The sequence below is a fragment of the Paenibacillus mellifer genome (assembly GCF_023195895.1).
GTDB classification, from domain to species: Bacteria; Bacillota; Bacilli; order Paenibacillales; family Paenibacillaceae; genus Fontibacillus; species Fontibacillus mellifer.
Genome location: NZ_JALPRK010000002.1, coordinates 139,939 through 159,530 on the forward strand (window position 1 = coordinate 139,939; position 19,592 = coordinate 159,530).

The window sequence follows — 19,592 nt, forward strand, 5'->3', positions numbered from 1 at the left end:
TTGAAATGCGTCAAAGCCGATTATTATCACCGACTCTAAGGGAAGCTCCGTCCGATGCCGAGGCGAGAAGCCATCAATTTCTGCTTCGTGGTGGTTACATCCGTCAACTAGCTGCCGGAATCTATTCTTATTTACCCTTGGGCAGAAGAGTGTTGCATCAGATCGAAAGAATCGTTCGGGAGGAGATGGACCGGGCGGGGGCCTTGGAGATACTGCTTCCCGCAATGCAGCCAGCCGAATTGTGGCAGGAATCCGGTCGATATGAACGCTACGGCGCAGAACTGATCCGCTTCAAGGATCGAAATGATCGTGAATTTGCGCTAGGTCCAACGCATGAGGAAGTGATCACCTCGCTGCTGCGGGATGAAGTGAATTCCTATCGGAAACTGCCTCTTACACTCTATCAAATTCAAACCAAATTCCGTGATGAACGTCGACCTCGGTTTGGTCTGCTTCGTGGACGAGAGTTTCTGATGAAGGATGCCTATTCCTTTGATACGGATTGGACCGGCCTCGATAAGAGATATCGCGCGATGTATACGGCCTACGAAGAGATTTTTGGCCGCTGTGGCTTGGATTATCGGGCGGTAGAAGCGGATCCGGGAACCATCGGCGGCGAAGGGGGCACCCATGAGTTTATGGCCTAATCCGATATCGGCGAGGATCTTGTGGCCGTATGCGGGAATTGCGATTATGCAGCGAATCTTGAAAAGGCAACTTCGGCACCGCCGAGCGGAAGCCAACCGAATCAAGCGCCGGATGCGGCCCTTCCGGAGGCAGTTAATACGCCTGACGTGCATACGATCGAACAGTTATGCGAGTACTTTCACGCAAGCCCTGAACAATTCCTCAAAACGCTGATCTACGTCCCTGAGGGGAAAGAACCGATTGCGGTCCTCGTACGTGGGGATCACGAAGTGAACGAGCTGAAGGTGGCAGCTTGGCTAGGGGTGGATTCGGTGCAGCTTGCCGATCGCGAGACGGTCGAGAAGATAACCGTCGCCCCGGTTGGTTATGCCGGTCCTTTGGGTCTCTCTATCCCGGTATTAATAGACCAGGTCGCCTGGATCATGACGACCGCTATCGTGGGTGCAAATACAGCAAACACCCATTTACGTTCTGTCTGCCCAAATCGCGATGTGCCCGAGGCAACCGTCGGCGACTTCCGTAACGTTGTTAACGGAGATACCTGCCCGCGCTGTCTTGAGGGTCAGCTCAAATTGCTGCGAGGAATTGAGGTTGGCCATGTGTTTAAGCTCGGAACCAAGTACAGCCAAGCGCTTGGCACAGCTTTTTTGGATGCCCAAGGGCGGCAACAACCCATGATCATGGGTTGTTATGGGATTGGCCTATCTCGGCTAATGTCTGCGATCGCGGAACAACATCATGACCAGCATGGGCTGATCTGGCCGGCCACAATCGCCCCCTATCAGGCGCACCTCATACCGATATCCATGAAGGATGCTCAGCAAATGAAACTGGCAACGCAGTTATACGAAGACTTAACTCAAGCTGGGGTAGATGTTCTGTTGGATGACCGCGAGGAGCGCGCGGGCAGTAAATTCCATGATGCAGATCTCATCGGTATCCCGTATCGAGTCATCATTGGCAAAACGGCGGAGCAGGGTCAGGTTGAATGGCTGGAACGAGGTACCATGAAACGTGAACTCATCAGCTTTAATGAGGTGATTCAACGTATCGTTCCTGTGTAAGTTCTTTAGCATACGAACAGCCCCTCCCAACATACATAAGCAGTAGACTGATGTGGGTTGGGGGGGAAGGCATCTGATGCTGATGAACGGAGTGTTTGAAGGCGGCGGGGTCAAAGGGATTTCGTTGGCTGGTGCGGTCAGGGCGGCGGAGAAATACGGCGCGCGCTTTCATCGTGTGGCCGGAACTTCATCCGGCTCGATTATTGCTTCCATGATCGCCGCAGGCTATACGGCGGACGAAATGAAAGAACTTATCTTGACCACGTCGTTTTCAAAATTTCTGAAGCGAGCGCCGATCTTTAATCTGGCGTTGATTGGTCCGGCCCTCCGTGTGCTCCTCAAGAAAGGATTATATGCCGGAGAGGCGTTGGAGGAGTGGGTACGCCAGATCCTGCTGGCCAAAGGCATTCGCACATTTGGAGATCTCCCTACGGGAAAGCTGACGATTATCGCCTCGGATATCACAAGCGGCAAAATCATGGTGCTGCCGGACGACCTGAATAACATCGGTCTCAATCCGGCGACGTTCGAGGTGGCCCGAGCAGTTCGCATGAGCTGCAGCATTCCCTATTTCTTTGATCCGGTGCTGCTGCGGCTGCCGCCGAAGATTGCGAAAGGCAAACCGTTCGCCGAGCAGTTTCTACACATCGTTGACGGCGGACTGCTCAGTAATTTTCCACTATGGTTGTTTGATCGCGAAGAGCCACGGCACGGGGAGAGGCGCATTCCAACCGTTGGCTTTCAAATGGTCGGCAAAAATACGAATAAGCCGCATGGCATTACCGGGCCGTTTTCGATGCTGCAGGCGATCGTCGAGACGATGTTGTCCGCTCATGACGAACGGTACATCGAGCAGCCCAATCGTTATCGAACGGTGAAAATCCCTACACTCGGCATTGGGACGACACAATTTGATATCAGCGATGAGGAGAGCCTGCTGTTATTTGAATCCGGCTTTCTGGCCGGAGATCGATTTTTCGGCAACTGGAACTTGCAGATGTACGAGGATCATTTCAAAAAGTACCAGCAAGCATTTGCTGTGCGAAAATAAAACCAAAAGGACGGGGCCGTAGTGTCGGCGCCGTCCTTTTGGTGTTTAGTGATATTTAGGTAAATCATCATCGTTCTTGCCTTTTTGGCCTTCGATGACCTGAAACGGATACGCCTTGCGTTTTTCGGTTCGTGCAGGCTTGCGCTCTGCGGCAACTTTGGCCATCGTACGCGCCGAAGGTTTGATTCTCGGCTGCGTTTTCCGGTATTTCCGCGGCGGGTATTTGTACAGCAGGATAACAATGCCAACGACGGCGAACGGAACGATGATACTGCCCCACGCGATCTGATGGCTGATAAACAAACCATCAATAATGTAGAAAGCGACCAATAGGACGATAACCCAAAACATGATGCCTTGTTTTTTCATGTTACCTCATCCTTTCAAGGGATCCAAAGCCGAACTAACGGACGTCTCGAGGACACCGACTTGCTCCAATTGGGCATCTAGCTCACGCATCCGGTTAAACGACGCGATGGATACTTCGACCTGATCATCGGAGGGTTCCTTTGTTGTTAAGAGCTGTAGCCAAAGTCCCGGATATCCCAAGAAGCGCAGCAACGGAATGTCGCGGACCGCATTGGTGAATCGCAGCATTTCGAACGAAAGACCAATGACAAGCGGGAGCAACAGCACACGGATATACACACGTTCCCAAAGGGAGTCCCAACTGAATATAGGCAAAGAATAGATGATGACGCCGACAATGACTGTCAAAATAATAAAGCTGCTGCCGCAGCGGTAATGCAGACGGCTGTATTTTTGCACATTAGCCGGGGTTAATTCTTCGCCCGCTTCATACGCGGAAATCACTTTGTGCTCTGCCCCGTGGTATTGGAACAACCGTTTGATGACCGGCGTCTGCGACATGAGCCATAGATATCCGAGCAACAAGACGATTTTGATGACGCCTTCGATGAGAGAATGCAGGGTTTGACTGGCGAAAGCGTGCTGGAACAAATATTGCTCCAAGAGTGCCGGTACCAGCGTAAATATCAATTTGCCAACGATGAAGGACAAGACCCCAACCACGGCAACACCCAACAGCATGGTGAGGGAGAAGCCGGACTCCTCTTTTTCCTTCTGTTTGGCACGTTCCTCCGGTTCCATTTCGTCATCGGCCATCGCCTCCGCCGAATAGTTGAGGTGCTTAGAGCCTTTGGCACTGGAGTCAACAATGCTGACGATTCCGCGAATCAGCGGGATTTTGCGCAGCCGCTTGACCCAAGCCTTGTCTTCCTTAGGGACCTCCAAGAAGCTGATTTCCCCGGTCTTCCGGCGAACGGCGGTTACGTTGACATATTTTCCACCGAACATGACGCCTTCTATAACGGCTTGGCCGCCGTAAATCGTCGGTGCAGATTGTTCAGGCAAAACTTTCACCTTCCTACAATAGATAAGTTTTGTGTGGCGTAAGCGGCGTAACATCAAGATTTGTAATGATTCCATTGTAACGGACTTTGCGGGCAAATTCTAGTTTGTTTAGTCTTTTTGGAAATGCACATACTAACCTTCAAAAAAATGAATGAAAATATTTCTATGGAAGGGAAGGATGCGAATGAAAGCGAACAAGGAGAAATCACGGTCGAGGGTTCAGCCATGGCGGCACCAACGGCGAGAGAACACCAACATTTGGAGGTTCGCGCTGGAAATCGGGCTTTTTGCCGGATTGATATGGGGAGGGGTTAAAGGGCTGTTCTTCTACATGGGCTTTACATCGGTGTTACCCGGTTATTTGGTGGAGCCTTTCTTCAAAAATTCGTTCTTGCATAGTCAGGCCGGATATTACGTGGGTTGGTTGTCGTTTATCGTGTTGTCCATTCTGGCGACGATTCTCTACGTGCTGGCATTTCGCAAACTGAAAGGCCCAGGTCCGGGTATTTTATACGGCATCGCTTGGTGGGGGATATTATTCGGAGTGCTCGGTCCGTTGCTCGACTTGATTCCCTCGCTGCGGGAGCTGTCACGGACCACAATAATCAGCGAGTTTTGCTTGTATTTACTGTGGGGATTGTTTATCGGCTATACCACGGCAGAGGAATATACGGACGAACGGTCGCGCGAACCGAATAAAGCTCGCGAGCAGCATGCACTTCAATAAGAGGTTGTTCGAAAAGTTATAGCTTCTCAAGCGACTCCCTCCTATGTTAAAATTATTTTTGGTTATTTTTCGGAAAGGGGGAGCCGCCATGTATCGCATCTTGGTCATGAATGGACCGAATTTAAACATGCTTGGCGTACGCGAGCCCGGCGTTTATGGATCCGAGAAACTCGGTGATATCGAAGACAAGCTGAAGGAACTGGCAGCGCCAAACGGGCTGGAGCTTTCCTTCTTTCAGTCGAACCATGAAGGTGAGCTAATTGACCGAGTTCACGCAGCCTACGGAAATACGGACGGAATACTGCTGAATCCGGGTGCGTTGACGCATTACAGCTACGCGCTTCGAGACGCCCTGACTTCGGTGAACATCCCTGTGGTCGAAGTTCATTTGTCCAATATCCATGCCCGTGAGGCGTTCCGACACACGTCGGTCATTGCACCGATCGCGGTCGGTCAAATCTCCGGATTTGGATCCTATGGCTATGAAATGGGACTGCTGGCGTTGAAACGGCATTTGGAGCGGGGGTAACCGGAGGTTATTTCTAAACCAAGTGACCCTGAAGTGACTTTGGAATCGACCGGTTGGCTTGAGACGAATAACTGCAAATGTGCAGGAAATTCGGGCGATATTGAAGCTTAAGGCGAAAAAAGATGCAAAAATGCAGGAATTTTGGGTTGAATGAGCGTTATAGTTCCTTTTCGCGAAGAAAAACTGTATTTTTGCAGGAATTCCTTGGATTCATGTGGCAGATTCGACGCCGGCCTCGCATCCCAGCCAATACTTCGTGATCCAAAGATGACTTTATGAACTACCGATTCAAATGAAGGTTCGAAAGGGCAGGTTTGGAGCACCGAGAAGGTTGAATGAAGTTAGGGAGTGAGTAGCGGAGCGTAGCTGGAAGCTACGTGAGCAACGGAAGGACCGGCTGAATTCAAGATTCGACGCCGGCCTCGCATCCCAGCCAATACTTCGTGATCCAAAGATGACTTTTTGAACTACCTTATAATAAGGGAGAGTTAGTTATGGCGAGTACACGTGTAACCCGGCTCCGCGAAGCGATGACATCGCAACAGATCGAAGCCGTACTGATTACCGGAGAAGTGAACCGCCGCTATTTGACGGGATTTACGGGAAGTTCCGGCTATGTGCTGATTACGCATCAACAGGCATGGCTGTTAACGGACTTCCGTTATTTGACACAGGCGGCTGAACAAGCGTCCGGATTCGAAATCATCGATCACGGCGCTTCGGTTACCGGAACCATTCAAAGCCTGCTGAAGCAAGGGAACATCGAACGACTAGGATTTGAAGAGGAGCAAATGGTGTTCGCCACCTACCGTTCTTACGAGCGCGAGCTGCAGCCGGTGACGCTTGTTCCGCTAAGCGGTTTGGTTGAAGAGCTGCGCATCTTCAAGGACGATGAGGAATTGGCGATCATGAAAGAAGCGGCCGAATTGGCAGACCGGACCTTCCTGCATATGCTGAACGTTCTGAAGCCGGGAATGAGCGAATGGGATGCTGCACTGGAACTGGAAACGTTCATGAAGAAGAACGGCGCTACCGGTCCTTCATTCGATACGATCATAGCTTCCGGAGAACGTTCCGCTTTGCCCCATGGCAGAGCAAGCGAACGCATCATGCAAGCCAACGAGCTGGTAACGATGGATTTCGGTGCCTTGTATAAGGGATATTGCTCCGACATCACGCGGACGGTTGCTTTGGGAACGCCAAGCGCCAAGCTGCGTGAGATTTACGATATTGTTCTGGAAGCTCAGCTGCATACGCTGGAATTCCTGCGACCGGGGATGACTGGGCGAGAAGCCGACGCCTTGGCGCGCGACGTGATTACCCGTTACGGCTACGGCGAACAGTTCGGCCACAGTACCGGACATGGCCTCGGCATGGAAGTGCATGAGGCGCCGCGCGTATCCAAAGCGAGCGATACCGTGTTGAAGCCGGGAATGGTCGTCACGGTGGAGCCGGGCATTTACTTGCCGGGGATCGGCGGCGTTCGTATTGAAGATGATGTGGTGATCACGGAGACCGGAATCCGCCGGTTGACGGAGTCGACGAAGGAATTCATTTCATTAGGTTAAATCAGGGTTGCCGCTGGTTTTGACAGGCAGGGCGCGCGCCCGGCTGTACGTGGTTACGCAGGGACTCCAAATGTGGGGAAACAGCAGTTTACGTAAGCCGCTTGAATTTTGGGTATTTTTCAATTTTAATAGAGATGTGAACCCACTTGAGGAGGTACTTTTGTGATTTCAGTAAACGATTTTAAAACAGGCTTGACCGTCGAGGTGGACGGCGACATTTATACGGTGCTGGAGTTCCAACACGTAAAACCGGGGAAAGGCGCGGCCTTCGTCCGCTCTAAACTGAAGAACCTGCGTAACGGCAACACGGTGGAAAAAACATTCCGCGCCGGTGAAACCATCGGCCGCGCGATGATCGAAAACCGTGACGTACAATACTTGTATGCCAGCGGTCAAGAGCATACGTTCATGGATAACGAAACCTACGATCAGTTCTCGTTGACTTCGGATCAACTGGAGTGGGAACTGAACTTTCTGAGAGAGAACATGAACGTGAAGATCGTCAGCTACCAAGGCGAAATTCTTGGAATTAACCTGCCGAACAGCGTCGAGTTGAAAGTTGTTGAAACCGAACCCGGGATTAAAGGGAACACGGCTACAGGTGCTACTAAAAATGCGAAAGTCGAAACCGGTTTGAACGTTCAAGTGCCGCTCTTCATTAATGAAGACGATGTGCTTCTGATCGATACACGCGAAGGCAAATATATTTCGCGGGCATAGTATTCCCTGCGGTTGTTTGGTACAAGGCTCCGCTTCAGGCGGGGTCTTGGCCACAAAGCGGTATCCTCCACCTAACCTGGGTGGGGGAATTTTTGTTAATATCCGCAAAACCATTGACGAACTTCGGGTCTTTCGTATTATACTGGTTTAAAGCGTTACTGGATTCAAAGGGCTGAACGCTCCAATTCGGAGCACCATTAGGGAGGGTCTGACTTGGCTTTATACGTGATGAAATTTGGAGGCAGTTCCGTGGGTGATACGGAGCGTATGCAACGCGTCGCCCGGCGTGTCGTGGAGAAACAACAAGAAGGGCATCGGGTCATGGTGGTGGTCTCCGCGATGGGAGATACAACGGATGAATTGATTGATCAGGCGAAACTACTGAATCCAAATCCGCCTCTGCGGGAAATGGATATGCTGATGACAACCGGCGAGCAAATCTCCATCGCGCTGTTGGCGATGGCCATCGACGCGCTTGGAGCAAAAGCCGTTTCTTATACGGGCTGGCAGGCCGGCTTCCGCACGGAAGCGGAGCATGGCAGAGCTCGAATAACCGATATTAAACCGGATCGGGTGCTGAAAGCGCTGGAAGAAGGGAATATCGTCATCGTTGCTGGTTTCCAAGGGATGACGGAGGACGGGGAGATCACTACGTTTGGACGCGGCGGTTCCGATACAACAGCAGTCGCTTTGGCGGCAGCAACAGGCGCGGATTATTGCGAGATCTATACGGATGTGGATGGGATATACTCCACCGACCCGCGGATTGTGAAGAACGCCCGCAAGCTGAGCGAAATCTCGTATGACGAAATGCTGGAGCTCGCGAACTTAGGCGCTGCGGTCCTGCACCCCCGTGCGGTGGAATATGCGAAGCATAACAAGGTCCGGCTCGTAGTTCGCTCCAGCTTTAACTATCATGAAGGTACGGTCGTGAAGGAGGAAGTCAAGATGGAACAAGGTGTAGTAGTCAGCGGGATCGCTTATGATAAAAACGTGGCCCGAATCAGCTTATTGGGTGTGTCGCACGTGCCTGGCGTTCTGGCGAAGGTGTTTGGTTCGCTGGCTGAAGCGAAAATTGACGTGGATATCATTGTCCAAAGCGGCGTAACGGACGGTAAAGCGGACTTCTCCTTTACGGTGGCCTTATCCGACTGTGACAAGGCGGTTAAGGTGCTGGAAGGCATCCGCGGCGAGTTGCCTTATGAGAACGTCACCTCCAAGGAAGGGCTCGTGAAGGTATCGATCGTTGGCGCCGGGATGGTCAGCCATCCGGGCGTCGCGGCGCAAATGTTCGAGGTGATCTCGAAACAAGGCGTAAATATTGAAATGGTAAGCACCTCGGAAATTAAGGTGTCCTGTGTCATCGATGGAAGCAAGCTGAACGAGGTTGTCACTGCGCTGCATACGGCCTATGGCTTAGATGCGGAGAGCACCGCCTTCGTTGGCGGGCCGAAAGACCGCCGCTAAAGGCGGAACCCTCGAAAATATCATACGCGAAACGTAAATCCCCTGAAGCTATGACTTCGGGGGATTTTTTTTAATAAATAGAGTGATTCGGGCATATCGTTAAGAGAACAGATGGGACAAGAAGGAGGTACATATGCTTGATAAATTCGTGACCAGTATGGCGGCCTTACGCATCTTCTCCGGAACGATTGAGATTCTGGCAGCGTTGCTCATGTTGAAGCTGGGTAGGGTAGACAAGGCGCTTGCCGTCAATTCAGCATTAGCATTCGTTGGACCGACCATTCTACTCATTACCACATCCATCGGGCTTGCCGGCATCGCCGACAAACTGTCCTGGGGGAAGATGGTCTGGATTGGCTGCGGCGTGGCGTGTCTCTTAATCGGCATTTTAAAGAAATGATAGATTTCCCTAGCATAATGGCAAAGTACAAGCATACACATGTCATATAGCAAAAAACAATCCAATTAAGAGATGCATGAAAGTAAGAGTTTTGGGGGTACGCCTATGAACCCGAGTTGGTTAACCGTATTTCCCGACAATCTCCGGACTATGCTGCTTAAGCTTCCGCCTTCTATCTTTCCTGGTTTGGAAGAAATCCGCATTCGCGAGGGACGGCCGTTAGAGATTAACGCAGGCGGCCGCTACTTTTTTCTAACGCCCGAAGGAGAGATGACGAGGAATCCGGATGCTGCGTACAAGCCAGGCAAGCAGGATGGGAATCGTCTGCTCGATCTGATCACCAACCATTCGCTCTACACGATGGAAGAGGAGCTTCGCAAAGGGTTTATTACGATCGCCGGCGGTCATCGGATTGGACTGGCTGGCAGAACCCTGCTGAGCGGAGGGAGAGTCGAGCATCTGCGCGACATCAGTGGGTTTAACGTGCGGATTGCCCGTGAGATTCGGGGCATCGCTGACCCCATCCTGCCGAAGCTGCTGGACTTCAGGCACAAAACGGTGAATCATACCTTGATTCTATCGCCACCACAGCAAGGGAAGACGACGCTGATCCGCGATTTGGCCCGCCAGATCAGCAGCGGAACCTGGGGACATCCCGAAGCGTTCTGGCCCGGACTGAAGGTCGGGGTGATCGACGAGCGCTCGGAGATCGCCGGCAGCAAGCGGGGGGTGCCCGGGTTTGACGTCGGTCCGCGAACCGATGTGATGGACGGCTGCCCGAAGGCCGAGGGGATTATGATGATGATCCGCTCCATGTCGCCGGACGTGCTTATCGTCGATGAAATCGGCCGGCCGGAGGACGCCGAAGCTTTGGCCGAAGCACTGCACGCCGGAGTGCGGGTCATCGCTACGGCGCACGGGTCAAGTGTGGAGGACCTGGCTGCCCGCCCGGCGTTGTCCAAGCTCGCGGAGAGCTCCTTCTTCCAGATGTACGCCGTGCTTGCGCGGACGGACAAGGGGCTGGCATTCAAGCTATGGGACGGCAAACGCCGAGGCATCCCGGCGGCCGCACCCGGCTGGAAAGGCAGGGAAGAGCATGCTTAAGATGTTTGGAGCCGTACTCGTCCTGTTGACCGCAACCTTGGCAGGCTTCATGAAGGCCAGACAATTTGCTGCCCGGCCAAGCCAAATCCGGCGGCTCATCCTTGCTTTGAAGCGGCTGGAGACGGAAATTATGTACGGTTTTACCCCGCTGCCAGATGCTTTGCGGAGAATTGGCGAGCAAAGCGGAGAGCCGATCCGAGCGATCTTCGTAAACGCGGCGGACAATATGAGCTCGGCCCACCCGTGGACCGCCCAAGAAAGCCTGGAGCAAGCCGTGATAAAGCTGTGGAAATATACCGCCATGAAGGCACCTGAGCAAGAGGTCATTCGGCAACTCAGCTTGACCCTCGGGACAAGCGACCGGAAGGATCAACTGGGCCATCTAACCACGGCGGTGCGGCAGCTGGAAAGCGAGGAATCTGCGGCACGGGAAGAACAAGCCCGCTATGAGAAAATGTATCGAAGCTTGGGTCTTTTGTGCGGAGCGTTCATCGTCATTTTGTTCTACTGAATACCATTTCCCTCCACGGCTGATTGTCGCCTGTGAAATCGTTAGTGAGGTGCCAAATCAATGAACATAGAAGTGAACGCCATTTTTCAGATTGCGGGCATCGGCATCATTATCGCCATGATCCATACGGTGCTGAAGCAGATGGGGAAAGAGGACATGGCGCATTGGGTGACGCTGATCGGGTTCGTTGTCGTCCTGTTTATGGTCATCCGGCTGCTTGACAGTCTGTTTCAGGAAATCAAATCGATCTTCTTATTCCAGTAGGTGAGCGCTCCGTGGAAATCATCCAAATTGTAGGGCTTGGGCTCATCGCAACCGTGCTGGTCCTGGTCGTCAAGGAACAAAAGCCGATGTTCGCTTTCCTGATCGCCGCAAGCACGGGCGTTCTGATCTTTCTGTATCTGATCGGCAAAATCGGCGGGATCATCGAAGTGCTGGAGGATCTAGCCGACAAATCCGGAGTTCAGATGATCTATCTGAAGACAATCTTGAAAATTATCGGCATCGCCTATATCGCCGAGTTCGGTGCGCAAATCGTCCGGGATGCCGGACAGGAGAGCATCGCGAGCAAAATCGAAATGGCGGGGAAAGTGCTCATTATGGTGCTCGCCATTCCGATTATCAGCATTATTATCGAGACGGTCATCAAGCTGCTGCCGGCTTAGAAGGTTGCATCAGATTGGGGAGAAGGACTTATGCTCGCTACGAATGAACGATGGCGCGGATCTACGCTGCTCTTGATTTTGTTGGGGGTACTGCTGATATGGTACATGCCCGTCATCGCCTCTGCCGAAGGGGAAGGAGACAACTGGATCCAGCGCCAGGCCGAGGAGCTTCCCACCGATCAGGTCGAAAGGTATTGGCAGCAGCTGATGAAGGATTACGGGGGATTCTTCCCGGATCAGAAGGTTCCGACTTTTATGGATATGCTCTTGCAGCAGGATCAAAGCTTCAGTCTGAAATCGGGACTAGGCGGTCTGATGCGATATATGTGGCACGAAGTGCTTTACAACGGGCACATTCTGGTGACCATCGTGCTGCTCTCCATCTTCAGCATGATCTTAGAAACCTTGCAAACCGCATTCGAACGCAAACAGGTGAGCAAGGTTGCTTACTCCATCTGCTACATGGTGATTCTGGTGCTCGCGATTAACAGCTTTCATGTGGCGATTACGTATGCCACGAATGCAATCAGCGGGATGATCGACTTCATGATGGCGATGGTACCGCTCTTATTCACGCTGCTGGCCTCCCTGGGCAACGCGGTGACGGTGACGGTGACCCATCCCTTGGTAGTGTTTATGGTTCATGCGGTCGGAACGGCCGTGCATACGATCGTCTTCCCGCTGTTGTTCTTCTCAGCCGTGCTGCACATCGTCAGCTCGTTGTCCGACAAGTATAAGCTCACCCAACTGGCCAATTTACTGCGTACGATCAGCATGGCTTTATTGGGGGTACTGCTCACCGTCTTTCTCGGTGTGATCTCAGTCAAGGGCATTGCCGGCTCTGTGGCGGACGGGGTTACGCTTCGGACAGCCAAGTATCTGACCGGGAACTTCGTCCCCGTCGTCGGTAAGGTGTTTGCTGATGCTACGGATACGGTTATCTCAGCTTCTCTGCTTGTCAAAAATTCGATCGGCTTGGTTGGGGTCATCATCCTGCTGTTCCTTTGCGCATTTCCGGCGATCAAAATCATCACGCTGGCGCTGATCTTCAACCTGGCGGCGGCGGTTATGCAGCCGCTCGGCGATTCGCCGGTCATCACCTGCCTCGAGACGATCGGAAAGAGCATGCTGTACGTTTTTGCGGCGCTGGCCGCAGTGGGCATGATGTTCTTCCTAGCGATCACCATCATGCTAACCGCCGGAAATATCACCGTCATGATGAGGTGAGACGACAGGGGACAATACGAATTTACAAGGGGTGGTGATCATGCGTGAACTGGCTGGCGGAGTGGCTGAGAGAAATCATCTTCATCGTGCTGATTGCGGTGTTTATCGATTTACTGCTGCCCAACCGCGCGATGGAACGTTACGTCAAATTCGTGGTCAGCCTGTTGATCCTGCTGACGCTGCTATCCCCGGTGATGCGCTTCTTCTCGGCGGATGCCAAAGACCAGCTCGAGGCCGCGTTTGCGACCAGTTGGGACGGACTGGGAGGGGATTCCCCGGGCCAAAGCACGGAGGCCATCCTGCAGCAGGGGGAGAAGCTGAGGCAAAAGCAGGAATCCGAAGCGCTTGCATGGGCAGGCGAGGAGGCGGCGAGACAAATGAAGCAGCAAATCGAACGATCGACGGGGCAGCAAGTCGACCGGGTCACTGTGAAGCTAAGAACAGAGCCCGCAAAAGTTCAAGCTGGCGATACCGGAACATCGCCGCCTGCTGCAGAGCCGGTGATCTCTGAGGTCGAGGTCGTCATGGCGCAGGTGAAGCCGGAAGAGGAGGGCGCTGATCCCGGAGCAGCCGGACGGGGGCCGGAGGTATCGATCGCACCGGTAGATAAGATCAAGATCAGCGTGAACACGAAGGAGAATTCCGGTGAATCCGGGGGCGCGCAAGACCAGACCGAATCACCAGCCAGTACGGCGATGGCCGGATCCGGTGATGACGATATCGCATCGGGGGAACTAGCCGAATCCAGAGATCAGTCGGCAGCAACCTCGTTGGTCTCGCAAATCGAAGAACTGCTCCAGCAGAACTGGGGTGTAGATAAAGAGGCGGTCATGGTCATAGGGGCCGCAAACCTTAATGAAGCAAACGCCGGGAGGTGAAGAAAGTGCCGGGATGGCTAAAGAAACTGGAGCAATGGCTTGGCCGGGGAACTGAGGGCAAAAAAACGGTAAGCACGTTTCGTTGGCTCCTCATCCTTGGACTAGTCGGGATCGCCATCATGCTGTTTAATTCCTTCGTTAACGTGAAACAAATGGAACCCAACGGCGAGGGGAGCCGCGAACCGCCTATGATGCAGGAGATCACCGGTTCAGCAGGAGGTTCAAGCGGAACGGGTGACGATGATTTTAGCAGCATTGAAATGACGCTTGAGGGCAAAACGAAGGAAATTCTAGAGAAAATCGTTGGCGTTGGAGCGGTGGACGTGCTCGTTACCATCGATTCGACCGAGGAAATCGTGGTTCAGCGAAACATCAAGGATTCGCAGGAACTCACGGAAGAGAGTGATGCGGACGGAGGCAAACGGCACATCACCCAATATACCCGGGATGGCCAGATCGTCACCTACGAGGCTTCCGGCAGCGAGCAGCCGATCGTCACCAAGAAGATCAAACCCAAGGTCCGCGGCGTGTTGATCGTAGCGCGGGGAGCCGAGAACAAAACGGTGAAAAGCTTGATCGTGGACGCTGTCGAGAAGGGATTAAACGTACCGGCATATCGGATCTCTGTCGTCCCGCGCAAGCAATCGCAATAATCGATGATTCGATTCGTTATCAGGATGTATCTCGTTCATTCAAATTTTGAGGAGGAATTCCATTATGAAATCCAAAAGACAAACGATTTGGCTGGTTTCCATGCTGAGCTTGATGGTCATTTTATCCGCTTACTACCTGTTTACGGAAGACGGTCCGCAGACTTCGACGCCAACGGACGGACAGCAAGTGAGTACGACAAATAACGGCATGAGCGGAAACGCGGCGGGCGATGACGTGATCCTGTCGGAAGTGACGACGGACGGCAGCGAGAACGGCAGCGTCATTACGGACGATACCGCAGCAGCAGATCAAACCGAACCAACGGCAAGCAACGATGGCTCGGAGCAGGCAGACACTGCCAAAACCGATGACGCCGCGGTTTCCGATCAGGCGCAAACCACGGATGCCGGTAAAGCGGCGGAAGGCACCCCGGCTACGAATGATGGCCAGAAGCAAGCGGCAACAGATGAGGATGTGTTGAGTCAGCTGGAAGCTCAAGGCGTATCCTCCACGGACACGCTAAACGCCTACCAATTCGCCCGTACTCAGGAAAACATGAAGAAACAAGAAGAGCTGATGCAAGCGATTAGCGAGAACGAATCGCTGGAGGCCGCGGCGATGGCCCAACAGGAATTAAGCGCTCTGGAAGAGAAGGAAGCGAAGATCTACGACATCGAGGAAAGATTGAAACAACAATATGCGAATGCCGTCGTACAAGAAGCAGACGATAAATATAAAGTCGTCGTCGTGAGCGAGAAGATGGAAGCCAAAGAAGCCGTAAGCATCATGGACCTGGTGATCAAGGAACTGGGTGTATCCCAGGATAAAGTCAGCGTGCAATACGTAACGCAATAAGGAAATGCGTTCGAAATAGGGGAACTGATAGGTTCCGATCGTTGGAAGGGTCCGAGGCAACTTGGACTCTTTCCATTTTGATCGATTATGATATAATACATAAAGTTATGAGCCGAGAAGGCTTATGTTTACAGGCCAAGGCTTTTCCTACAAAGCTGAAGGAGAGAGTGAGAATATGTTTAAGCTGAGTGAAATCAAAGAATTGATCGAACTGCTGGACCAAACGTCCGTGCATGAATTAGAAATCGAAAATGAAGGCGCTCGCTTGTGCATTCGCAAGAACGGAGTAAGCGAAGTTGTTCACGTACAACCCATGCAGGCGACTGCAGCTCCGGGATTTGTTCCAGCTACCGTATCTGTCCCGGCGACCCAGGAAGCCACGTCAGCTCCGCAAGCGACCGAAGCGGCCCGTTCCGCTGCACCTGCAGCTAACTTACATACCATAGTTTCGCCGATGGTCGGAACATTCTATCGTTCCTCGTCGCCGGAAGCCCAGCCTTACGTGAATATTGGCGACAAGGTCGGCGAGAAGACCACGGTCTGCATTATTGAAGCGATGAAGCTGATGAATGAACTGGAGGCGGAAGTCAAAGGCGAGATCATCGATATCCTAGTGGAAAATGGACAGATGGTCGAATACGGGCAGCCTCTCTTTTTGGTGAAGCCAGAGTAAATGAAGGAGCTTTCCAAAGGAGGATACGAAAATCTCATGAAATTTCATAAAGTATTGATTGCCAACCGCGGCGAGATCGCCGTGCGGATCATTCGGGCTTGCCGCGAGTTGGGTATTTCCACCGTGGCAGTTTATTCCGAAGCGGACAAGGATTCGCTACATGTGCGTTTGGCCGACGAGGCTTACTGCATTGGACCCACACTGTCTAAGGACAGTTATTTGAACCTTACTAACCTCATGAGCGTAGCGACGTTAACGGAGTGTGACGCGATTCATCCTGGCTATGGATTCCTGGCTGAAAATGCCGACTTTGCGGAAATTTGCGGCTCCTGCAACATTACATTCATCGGCCCTTCTCCAGAAGCGATCACCCGTATGGGGGATAAAGCGATGGCGAAGCAAACGATGAAAGAAGCGAACGTGCCCGTTATTCCGGGATCGGACGGTTTGATTGAGGATCTGGATGAAGCCGTCATGGTGGCGCGCGACATCGGGTATCCGGTCATCATCAAAGCAACGGCCGGCGGCGGGGGCAAAGGGATCCGCATTGCCGAAGACGAGGAATCGCTGATCAAGCAAATTACGACGGCCCAACAGGAAGCGCAGAAAGCTTTCGGCAACGCCGGCGTGTACCTTGAGAAGTATTTGACCGGCATGAAACACGTGGAAATTCAGATCATTGGTGATAAGCATGGTAACGCCGTGTACCTGGGCGAACGCGACTGTTCTGTACAGCGCCGCCGGCAGAAGCTGGTTGAAGAAGCGCCATGCCCGGTGCTTTCCCCGGAGAAACGGCGGGAAATGGGCGAGGCTGCAGTTCGGGCCGCACAAGCCGTCAACTATTCCGGAGCGGGAACGCTGGAATTCTTGCTTGGTCTGGACGGACAATTTTACTTCATGGAAATGAATACGCGTATTCAGGTAGAGCATCCGGTCACTGAAATGGTCACCGGTGTTGATTTGATCCAGGAGATGATCTCCGTGGCCGAGGGCAATCCGTTGTCCTTCACCCAGGAGGACATCAAGCTGAACGGTTGGTCGATCGAGTGCCGGATTAACGCTGAGGATTCTACTCGCAATTTCATGCCTTCTCCGGGCAAAATCGGCTTTTATCTGCCGCCGGGGGGGCCGGGTGTTCGCGTCGACAGCGGGGCATATCCAGGGTATACGATTTCGCCGCATTACGATTCGATGATCGCTAAATTAATCGTTTGGGCGCCTACACGGGAGGAAGCGATCGCCAAAATGAAGCGGGCGTTGTCCGAATTCGCCATCGAAGGCATTCATACGACGATCCCCTTTCACCAGAAGCTGCTGGAGCACCCGACGTTTATCAAGGGTGACTTTGATATCAAATTTCTGGAAGAAAACGAGATATAGAAAGCCGCCGCGAGTTTGTCATAATGAACCCAAAATGATATAGTATGTATAATAAGTGCGCGGTATCTATCGTTAGAGCAGCGTCATACTTATTGAGAGGTGGATGAATGAAATGAGCACTTTGCCAACGGAATTCGAACGTACGGATATTGGTGAAATTCAGATTGCCCCGGAAGTCATCGAAGTGATTGCTGGACTGGCTACCGTCGAGGTGAAAGGTGTTGCCGGAATGAGCGGCGGATTTGCCGGCGGCATTGCCGAATTGCTGGGAAGAAAGAATCTATCCAAAGGCGTCAAAGTGGAAGTTGGCCAACGTGAAGCCGCGGTGGACGTATCTGTGATCGTCGAATACGGCAATCGTCTCCCGGAAGTCGCCTCGGAAATCCAGCGCAACGTCAAGCGCTCCATTGAAACGATGACGGGGCTGAATGTTGTCGAAGTGAATGTACAGATTCACGACGTCATCTTCAAGGCTGCCGAACGTGTGGAAGAAATAGAAGCGACCCATCGCGTGAAATAACGATTGTAATGAACCCCCGACTGCTTCTCAGGTCAGGGGTTTACTGTAATTTTCAGCTGGACAAGCTGAAGCAAACCTCTATTAAGGAGGCAATACCTGTCGTGGCCAAAATTTTAGACCGAATTCTGATGTTTATTTACAGCTTGTGTATCGCGATCCTATCTGTTTTCGTAATTCTATTACTTACGGACACCGTTCCTCTGAATCTGGAGCTTCTGGAACGGCAACCGTTCTATGTCGGTACCTGGGTGGTAGCTATCGTATTACTGCTCATCAGCATCCGTGTGTTTTACATATCGATCAGCAGAGACCGTAGCTCGGCGACCTCGATTGACCAGCGTAACGAATACGGGGATATCCAAATTTCGGTGGACACGATCGAGAACCTGTCCTACAAAGCCGCTTCCCGTGTGCGTGGCATCAAGGAAGTCAAGACGCGGATTCGAATCACGGAATCGGGACTTGAGATCGTGGTTCGTGCACTCGTTGATGGAGAAACGTCGATTCCGGTGCTGACGGAGGAAGTACAGAGACTTGTTCATGACCATGTCGAGGAAATTACGGGAATTCCCGTCTCCTACGTGTCGGTTTATATTGCGAATCTGGTCCATTCCCCGGTCATCAAAAGCCGGGTTGAATAGGGGTGAGCAGCAGGGTGTTCTGGAAACAATTGTGGGAGAGTCACAAAGGACGTCTGCTTGGTATAGCGGCGGCTGTGTTTTTATGCCCGATCTATCTGTTTTTCGGATTCTGGAATATGTTGTTCTGCGCCTTGCTGCTGTTTATCGGGTATACGATCGGCAAGCAGAAGGACTTGGAGGGAGGCCCATTGTTCCCATGGGGCGTGATCTGGGAATGGCTGTCTACACGTTGGCGTCCCTTTAAATGAGATTTCAAATTCCTCATTACCGTTTCCTGTGATATGCTTACTCCGGAAAAGAGCTAGGAACGTTTTCTTGCCCCTTTTGTGGAGTAAGCCGATTACGGGTCTTTTTTTGTGCAAAGAGAAATGCAAGTTTGGCGAAGCCGGTGATGATTGAGCCGGTTTTGGTCCATGCTGAAGGATAGTAAGGTTGATGTATGAAGAGCAGAAACTTTTAGGAGGAAGCAGATGAAACGGCGTTTGGCGAGAGAGATTGCAGTGCAAAGTATGTATCAAATGGAAATGAATGAAGTTGACGCGAACGAAGCGGTGACGATGCTGCTTACGGAAGCCATGGAAGAGAACGAAAGTGAGGTTGAATTGTCCGATATTGACGCAACCCGGGCTTTCGTGTTGGAGCTGATCAACGGCACCTGGAGCCGGAAAGACGCGATCGACGCTTTGCTGGAGGATTATTTGAAAGGCTGGCAGATCAGTCGCTTGTCCAAAGTGGACCGGCAGGTGTTGCGTCTGGCGACGTACGAAATGATCTTCCGCGACGATGTACCGGGCAAAGTTGCGGTCAATGAAGCGATCGAACTAGCCAAGCATTTCGGAACCGCGGAATCCGGGAAGTTCGTGAACGGGGTCCTTGGAAAGATGATTCAAGACGTTGACCAGTTGAAAAGCAATCGTTAATTCAATTTAGGGTAGA

At 52.3% G+C, this 19,592-nt stretch carries 23 protein-coding genes and 1 pseudogene; 22 read left to right on the top strand and 2 right to left on the bottom strand.

Annotation, left to right across the window (positions count from 1 at the left end):
- Nucleotides 1–5: 5 nt before the first annotated feature.
- Nucleotides 6–1,712 (top strand): annotated as a pseudogene (locus M0651_RS03325) (proline--tRNA ligase).
- 76 nt (nt 1,713–1,788) lie between these two features.
- A complete protein-coding gene (locus M0651_RS03330) occupies nt 1,789–2,763 on the top strand; it encodes a patatin-like phospholipase family protein (protein ID WP_248550426.1) in 975 nt (324 codons plus the stop codon).
- Between the two features lie 45 nt (nt 2,764–2,808).
- On the opposite strand, the gene M0651_RS03335 is transcribed toward M0651_RS03330, so the two are convergent.
- Together M0651_RS03335 and M0651_RS03340 are read right to left on the bottom strand one after the other, a co-directional pair.
- The gene (locus tag M0651_RS03335; RefSeq protein WP_248550427.1) at nt 2,809–3,132 is read right to left on the bottom strand and encodes a hypothetical protein; all 324 of its coding nucleotides are present in this window, start codon (nt 3,130–3,132) and stop codon (nt 2,809–2,811) included.
- Between the two features lie 6 nt (nt 3,133–3,138).
- A complete protein-coding gene (locus M0651_RS03340; protein WP_248550428.1) occupies nt 3,139–4,137 on the bottom strand; it encodes a DUF1385 domain-containing protein in 999 nt (332 codons plus the stop codon).
- A 184-nt stretch (nt 4,138–4,321) separates the two neighbouring features.
- On the opposite strand from M0651_RS03340, the gene M0651_RS03345 reads away from it, so the two are divergent.
- From M0651_RS03345 to nusB, 20 genes are all read left to right on the top strand, one after another.
- Complete coding sequence (locus M0651_RS03345) at nt 4,322–4,864, top strand: YqhR family membrane protein (protein ID WP_248550429.1); 543 nt, start codon at nt 4,322–4,324, stop codon at nt 4,862–4,864.
- A gap of 88 nt (nt 4,865–4,952) precedes the next feature.
- Entirely contained in the window at nt 4,953–5,393 is a 441-nt protein-coding gene (gene aroQ / locus M0651_RS03350; protein WP_248550430.1) for a type II 3-dehydroquinate dehydratase, read from the top strand.
- A 494-nt stretch (nt 5,394–5,887) separates the two neighbouring features.
- Nucleotides 5,888–6,961, top strand: coding sequence for a M24 family metallopeptidase (locus M0651_RS03355; RefSeq protein WP_248550431.1), 1,074 nt, complete (start codon nt 5,888–5,890; stop codon nt 6,959–6,961).
- Nucleotides 6,962–7,123: 162 nt separating this feature from the next.
- Complete coding sequence (gene efp / locus M0651_RS03360) at nt 7,124–7,681, top strand: elongation factor P (RefSeq protein WP_248550432.1); 558 nt, start codon at nt 7,124–7,126, stop codon at nt 7,679–7,681.
- 213 nt (nt 7,682–7,894) lie between these two features.
- Nucleotides 7,895–9,148, top strand: coding sequence for an aspartate kinase (locus tag M0651_RS03365; RefSeq protein ID WP_248550433.1), 1,254 nt, complete (start codon nt 7,895–7,897; stop codon nt 9,146–9,148).
- A gap of 133 nt (nt 9,149–9,281) precedes the next feature.
- Nucleotides 9,282–9,548, top strand: a complete 267-nt coding sequence (locus M0651_RS03370; protein ID WP_248550434.1) for a YqhV family protein — start codon at nt 9,282–9,284, stop codon at nt 9,546–9,548.
- A gap of 105 nt (nt 9,549–9,653) precedes the next feature.
- A complete protein-coding gene (gene spoIIIAA, locus M0651_RS03375) occupies nt 9,654–10,652 on the top strand; it encodes a stage III sporulation protein AA (protein ID WP_248550435.1) in 999 nt (332 codons plus the stop codon).
- Nucleotides 10,645–11,163 carry a stage III sporulation protein SpoIIIAB gene (gene spoIIIAB, locus M0651_RS03380; protein ID WP_248550436.1) on the top strand — a complete coding sequence of 173 codons (519 nt, stop codon included), beginning with the start codon at nt 10,645–10,647 and terminating at the stop codon, nt 11,161–11,163. The genes spoIIIAA and spoIIIAB overlap by 8 nt, the downstream gene beginning before the upstream one ends.
- A gap of 60 nt (nt 11,164–11,223) precedes the next feature.
- Nucleotides 11,224–11,427, top strand: coding sequence for a stage III sporulation protein AC (gene spoIIIAC, locus M0651_RS03385; protein WP_009225775.1), 204 nt, complete (start codon nt 11,224–11,226; stop codon nt 11,425–11,427).
- A gap of 11 nt (nt 11,428–11,438) precedes the next feature.
- Nucleotides 11,439–11,828 (top strand): stage III sporulation protein AD, encoded by a 390-nt coding sequence (spoIIIAD, locus tag M0651_RS03390; protein WP_068785165.1) that lies wholly within the window; start codon nt 11,439–11,441, stop codon nt 11,826–11,828.
- A 30-nt stretch (nt 11,829–11,858) separates the two neighbouring features.
- A complete protein-coding gene (gene spoIIIAE / locus M0651_RS03395) occupies nt 11,859–13,055 on the top strand; it encodes a stage III sporulation protein AE (protein WP_248550437.1) in 1,197 nt (398 codons plus the stop codon).
- 44 nt (nt 13,056–13,099) lie between these two features.
- Nucleotides 13,100–13,933, top strand: coding sequence for a stage III sporulation protein AF (gene spoIIIAF / locus M0651_RS03400; RefSeq protein WP_248550438.1), 834 nt, complete (start codon nt 13,100–13,102; stop codon nt 13,931–13,933).
- A 5-nt stretch (nt 13,934–13,938) separates the two neighbouring features.
- Nucleotides 13,939–14,586 carry a stage III sporulation protein AG gene (gene spoIIIAG, locus M0651_RS03405; protein WP_248550439.1) on the top strand — a complete coding sequence of 216 codons (648 nt, stop codon included), beginning with the start codon at nt 13,939–13,941 and terminating at the stop codon, nt 14,584–14,586.
- 64 nt (nt 14,587–14,650) lie between these two features.
- Nucleotides 14,651–15,442 (top strand): SpoIIIAH-like family protein, encoded by a 792-nt coding sequence (locus M0651_RS03410; protein ID WP_248550440.1) that lies wholly within the window; start codon nt 14,651–14,653, stop codon nt 15,440–15,442.
- A 175-nt stretch (nt 15,443–15,617) separates the two neighbouring features.
- A complete protein-coding gene (accB, locus tag M0651_RS03415) occupies nt 15,618–16,115 on the top strand; it encodes an acetyl-CoA carboxylase biotin carboxyl carrier protein (RefSeq protein WP_248550441.1) in 498 nt (165 codons plus the stop codon).
- Between the two features lie 36 nt (nt 16,116–16,151).
- Nucleotides 16,152–17,495 (top strand): acetyl-CoA carboxylase biotin carboxylase subunit, encoded by a 1,344-nt coding sequence (gene accC / locus M0651_RS03420; protein ID WP_248550442.1) that lies wholly within the window; start codon nt 16,152–16,154, stop codon nt 17,493–17,495.
- A 112-nt stretch (nt 17,496–17,607) separates the two neighbouring features.
- Nucleotides 17,608–18,015, top strand: a complete 408-nt coding sequence (locus M0651_RS03425) for an Asp23/Gls24 family envelope stress response protein (protein ID WP_248550443.1) — start codon at nt 17,608–17,610, stop codon at nt 18,013–18,015.
- Between the two features lie 101 nt (nt 18,016–18,116).
- Nucleotides 18,117–18,656, top strand: a complete 540-nt coding sequence (amaP, locus tag M0651_RS03430) for an alkaline shock response membrane anchor protein AmaP (protein WP_248550444.1) — start codon at nt 18,117–18,119, stop codon at nt 18,654–18,656.
- A gap of 14 nt (nt 18,657–18,670) precedes the next feature.
- Nucleotides 18,671–18,904 (top strand): DUF2273 domain-containing protein, encoded by a 234-nt coding sequence (locus tag M0651_RS03435; RefSeq protein ID WP_248550445.1) that lies wholly within the window; start codon nt 18,671–18,673, stop codon nt 18,902–18,904.
- A gap of 222 nt (nt 18,905–19,126) precedes the next feature.
- Nucleotides 19,127–19,576, top strand: coding sequence for a transcription antitermination factor NusB (gene nusB, locus M0651_RS03440; RefSeq protein WP_213622794.1), 450 nt, complete (start codon nt 19,127–19,129; stop codon nt 19,574–19,576).
- The last annotated feature ends 16 nt before the right edge of the window (nt 19,577–19,592 follow it).

Excerpts from the sequence above, each read along its gene's own strand:
- aroQ (WP_248550430.1), top strand. The coding sequence starts at position 4,953 with ATGTATCGCATCTTGGTCATGAATGGACCGAATTTAAACATGCTTGGC.
- spoIIIAE (WP_248550437.1), top strand. The coding sequence starts at position 11,859 with ATGCTCGCTACGAATGAACGATGGCGCGGATCTACGCTGCTCTTGATT.
- spoIIIAB (WP_248550436.1), top strand. The coding sequence starts at position 10,645 with ATGCTTAAGATGTTTGGAGCCGTACTCGTCCTGTTGACCGCAACCTTG.
- accC (WP_248550442.1), top strand. The coding sequence starts at position 16,152 with ATGAAATTTCATAAAGTATTGATTGCCAACCGCGGCGAGATCGCCGTG.
- M0651_RS03330 (WP_248550426.1), top strand. The coding sequence starts at position 1,789 with ATGCTGATGAACGGAGTGTTTGAAGGCGGCGGGGTCAAAGGGATTTCG.
- M0651_RS03345 (WP_248550429.1), top strand. The coding sequence starts at position 4,322 with ATGAAAGCGAACAAGGAGAAATCACGGTCGAGGGTTCAGCCATGGCGG.
- spoIIIAA (WP_248550435.1), top strand. The coding sequence starts at position 9,654 with ATGAACCCGAGTTGGTTAACCGTATTTCCCGACAATCTCCGGACTATG.
- M0651_RS03335 (WP_248550427.1), bottom strand. The coding sequence starts at position 3,132 with ATGAAAAAACAAGGCATCATGTTTTGGGTTATCGTCCTATTGGTCGCT.
- M0651_RS03355 (WP_248550431.1), top strand. The coding sequence starts at position 5,888 with ATGGCGAGTACACGTGTAACCCGGCTCCGCGAAGCGATGACATCGCAA.
- M0651_RS03370 (WP_248550434.1), top strand. The coding sequence starts at position 9,282 with ATGCTTGATAAATTCGTGACCAGTATGGCGGCCTTACGCATCTTCTCC.
- spoIIIAC (WP_009225775.1), top strand. The coding sequence starts at position 11,224 with ATGAACATAGAAGTGAACGCCATTTTTCAGATTGCGGGCATCGGCATC.
- accB (WP_248550441.1), top strand. The coding sequence starts at position 15,618 with ATGTTTAAGCTGAGTGAAATCAAAGAATTGATCGAACTGCTGGACCAA.
- M0651_RS03425 (WP_248550443.1), top strand. The coding sequence starts at position 17,608 with ATGAGCACTTTGCCAACGGAATTCGAACGTACGGATATTGGTGAAATT.
- M0651_RS03410 (WP_248550440.1), top strand. The coding sequence starts at position 14,651 with ATGAAATCCAAAAGACAAACGATTTGGCTGGTTTCCATGCTGAGCTTG.
- nusB (WP_213622794.1), top strand. The coding sequence starts at position 19,127 with ATGAAACGGCGTTTGGCGAGAGAGATTGCAGTGCAAAGTATGTATCAA.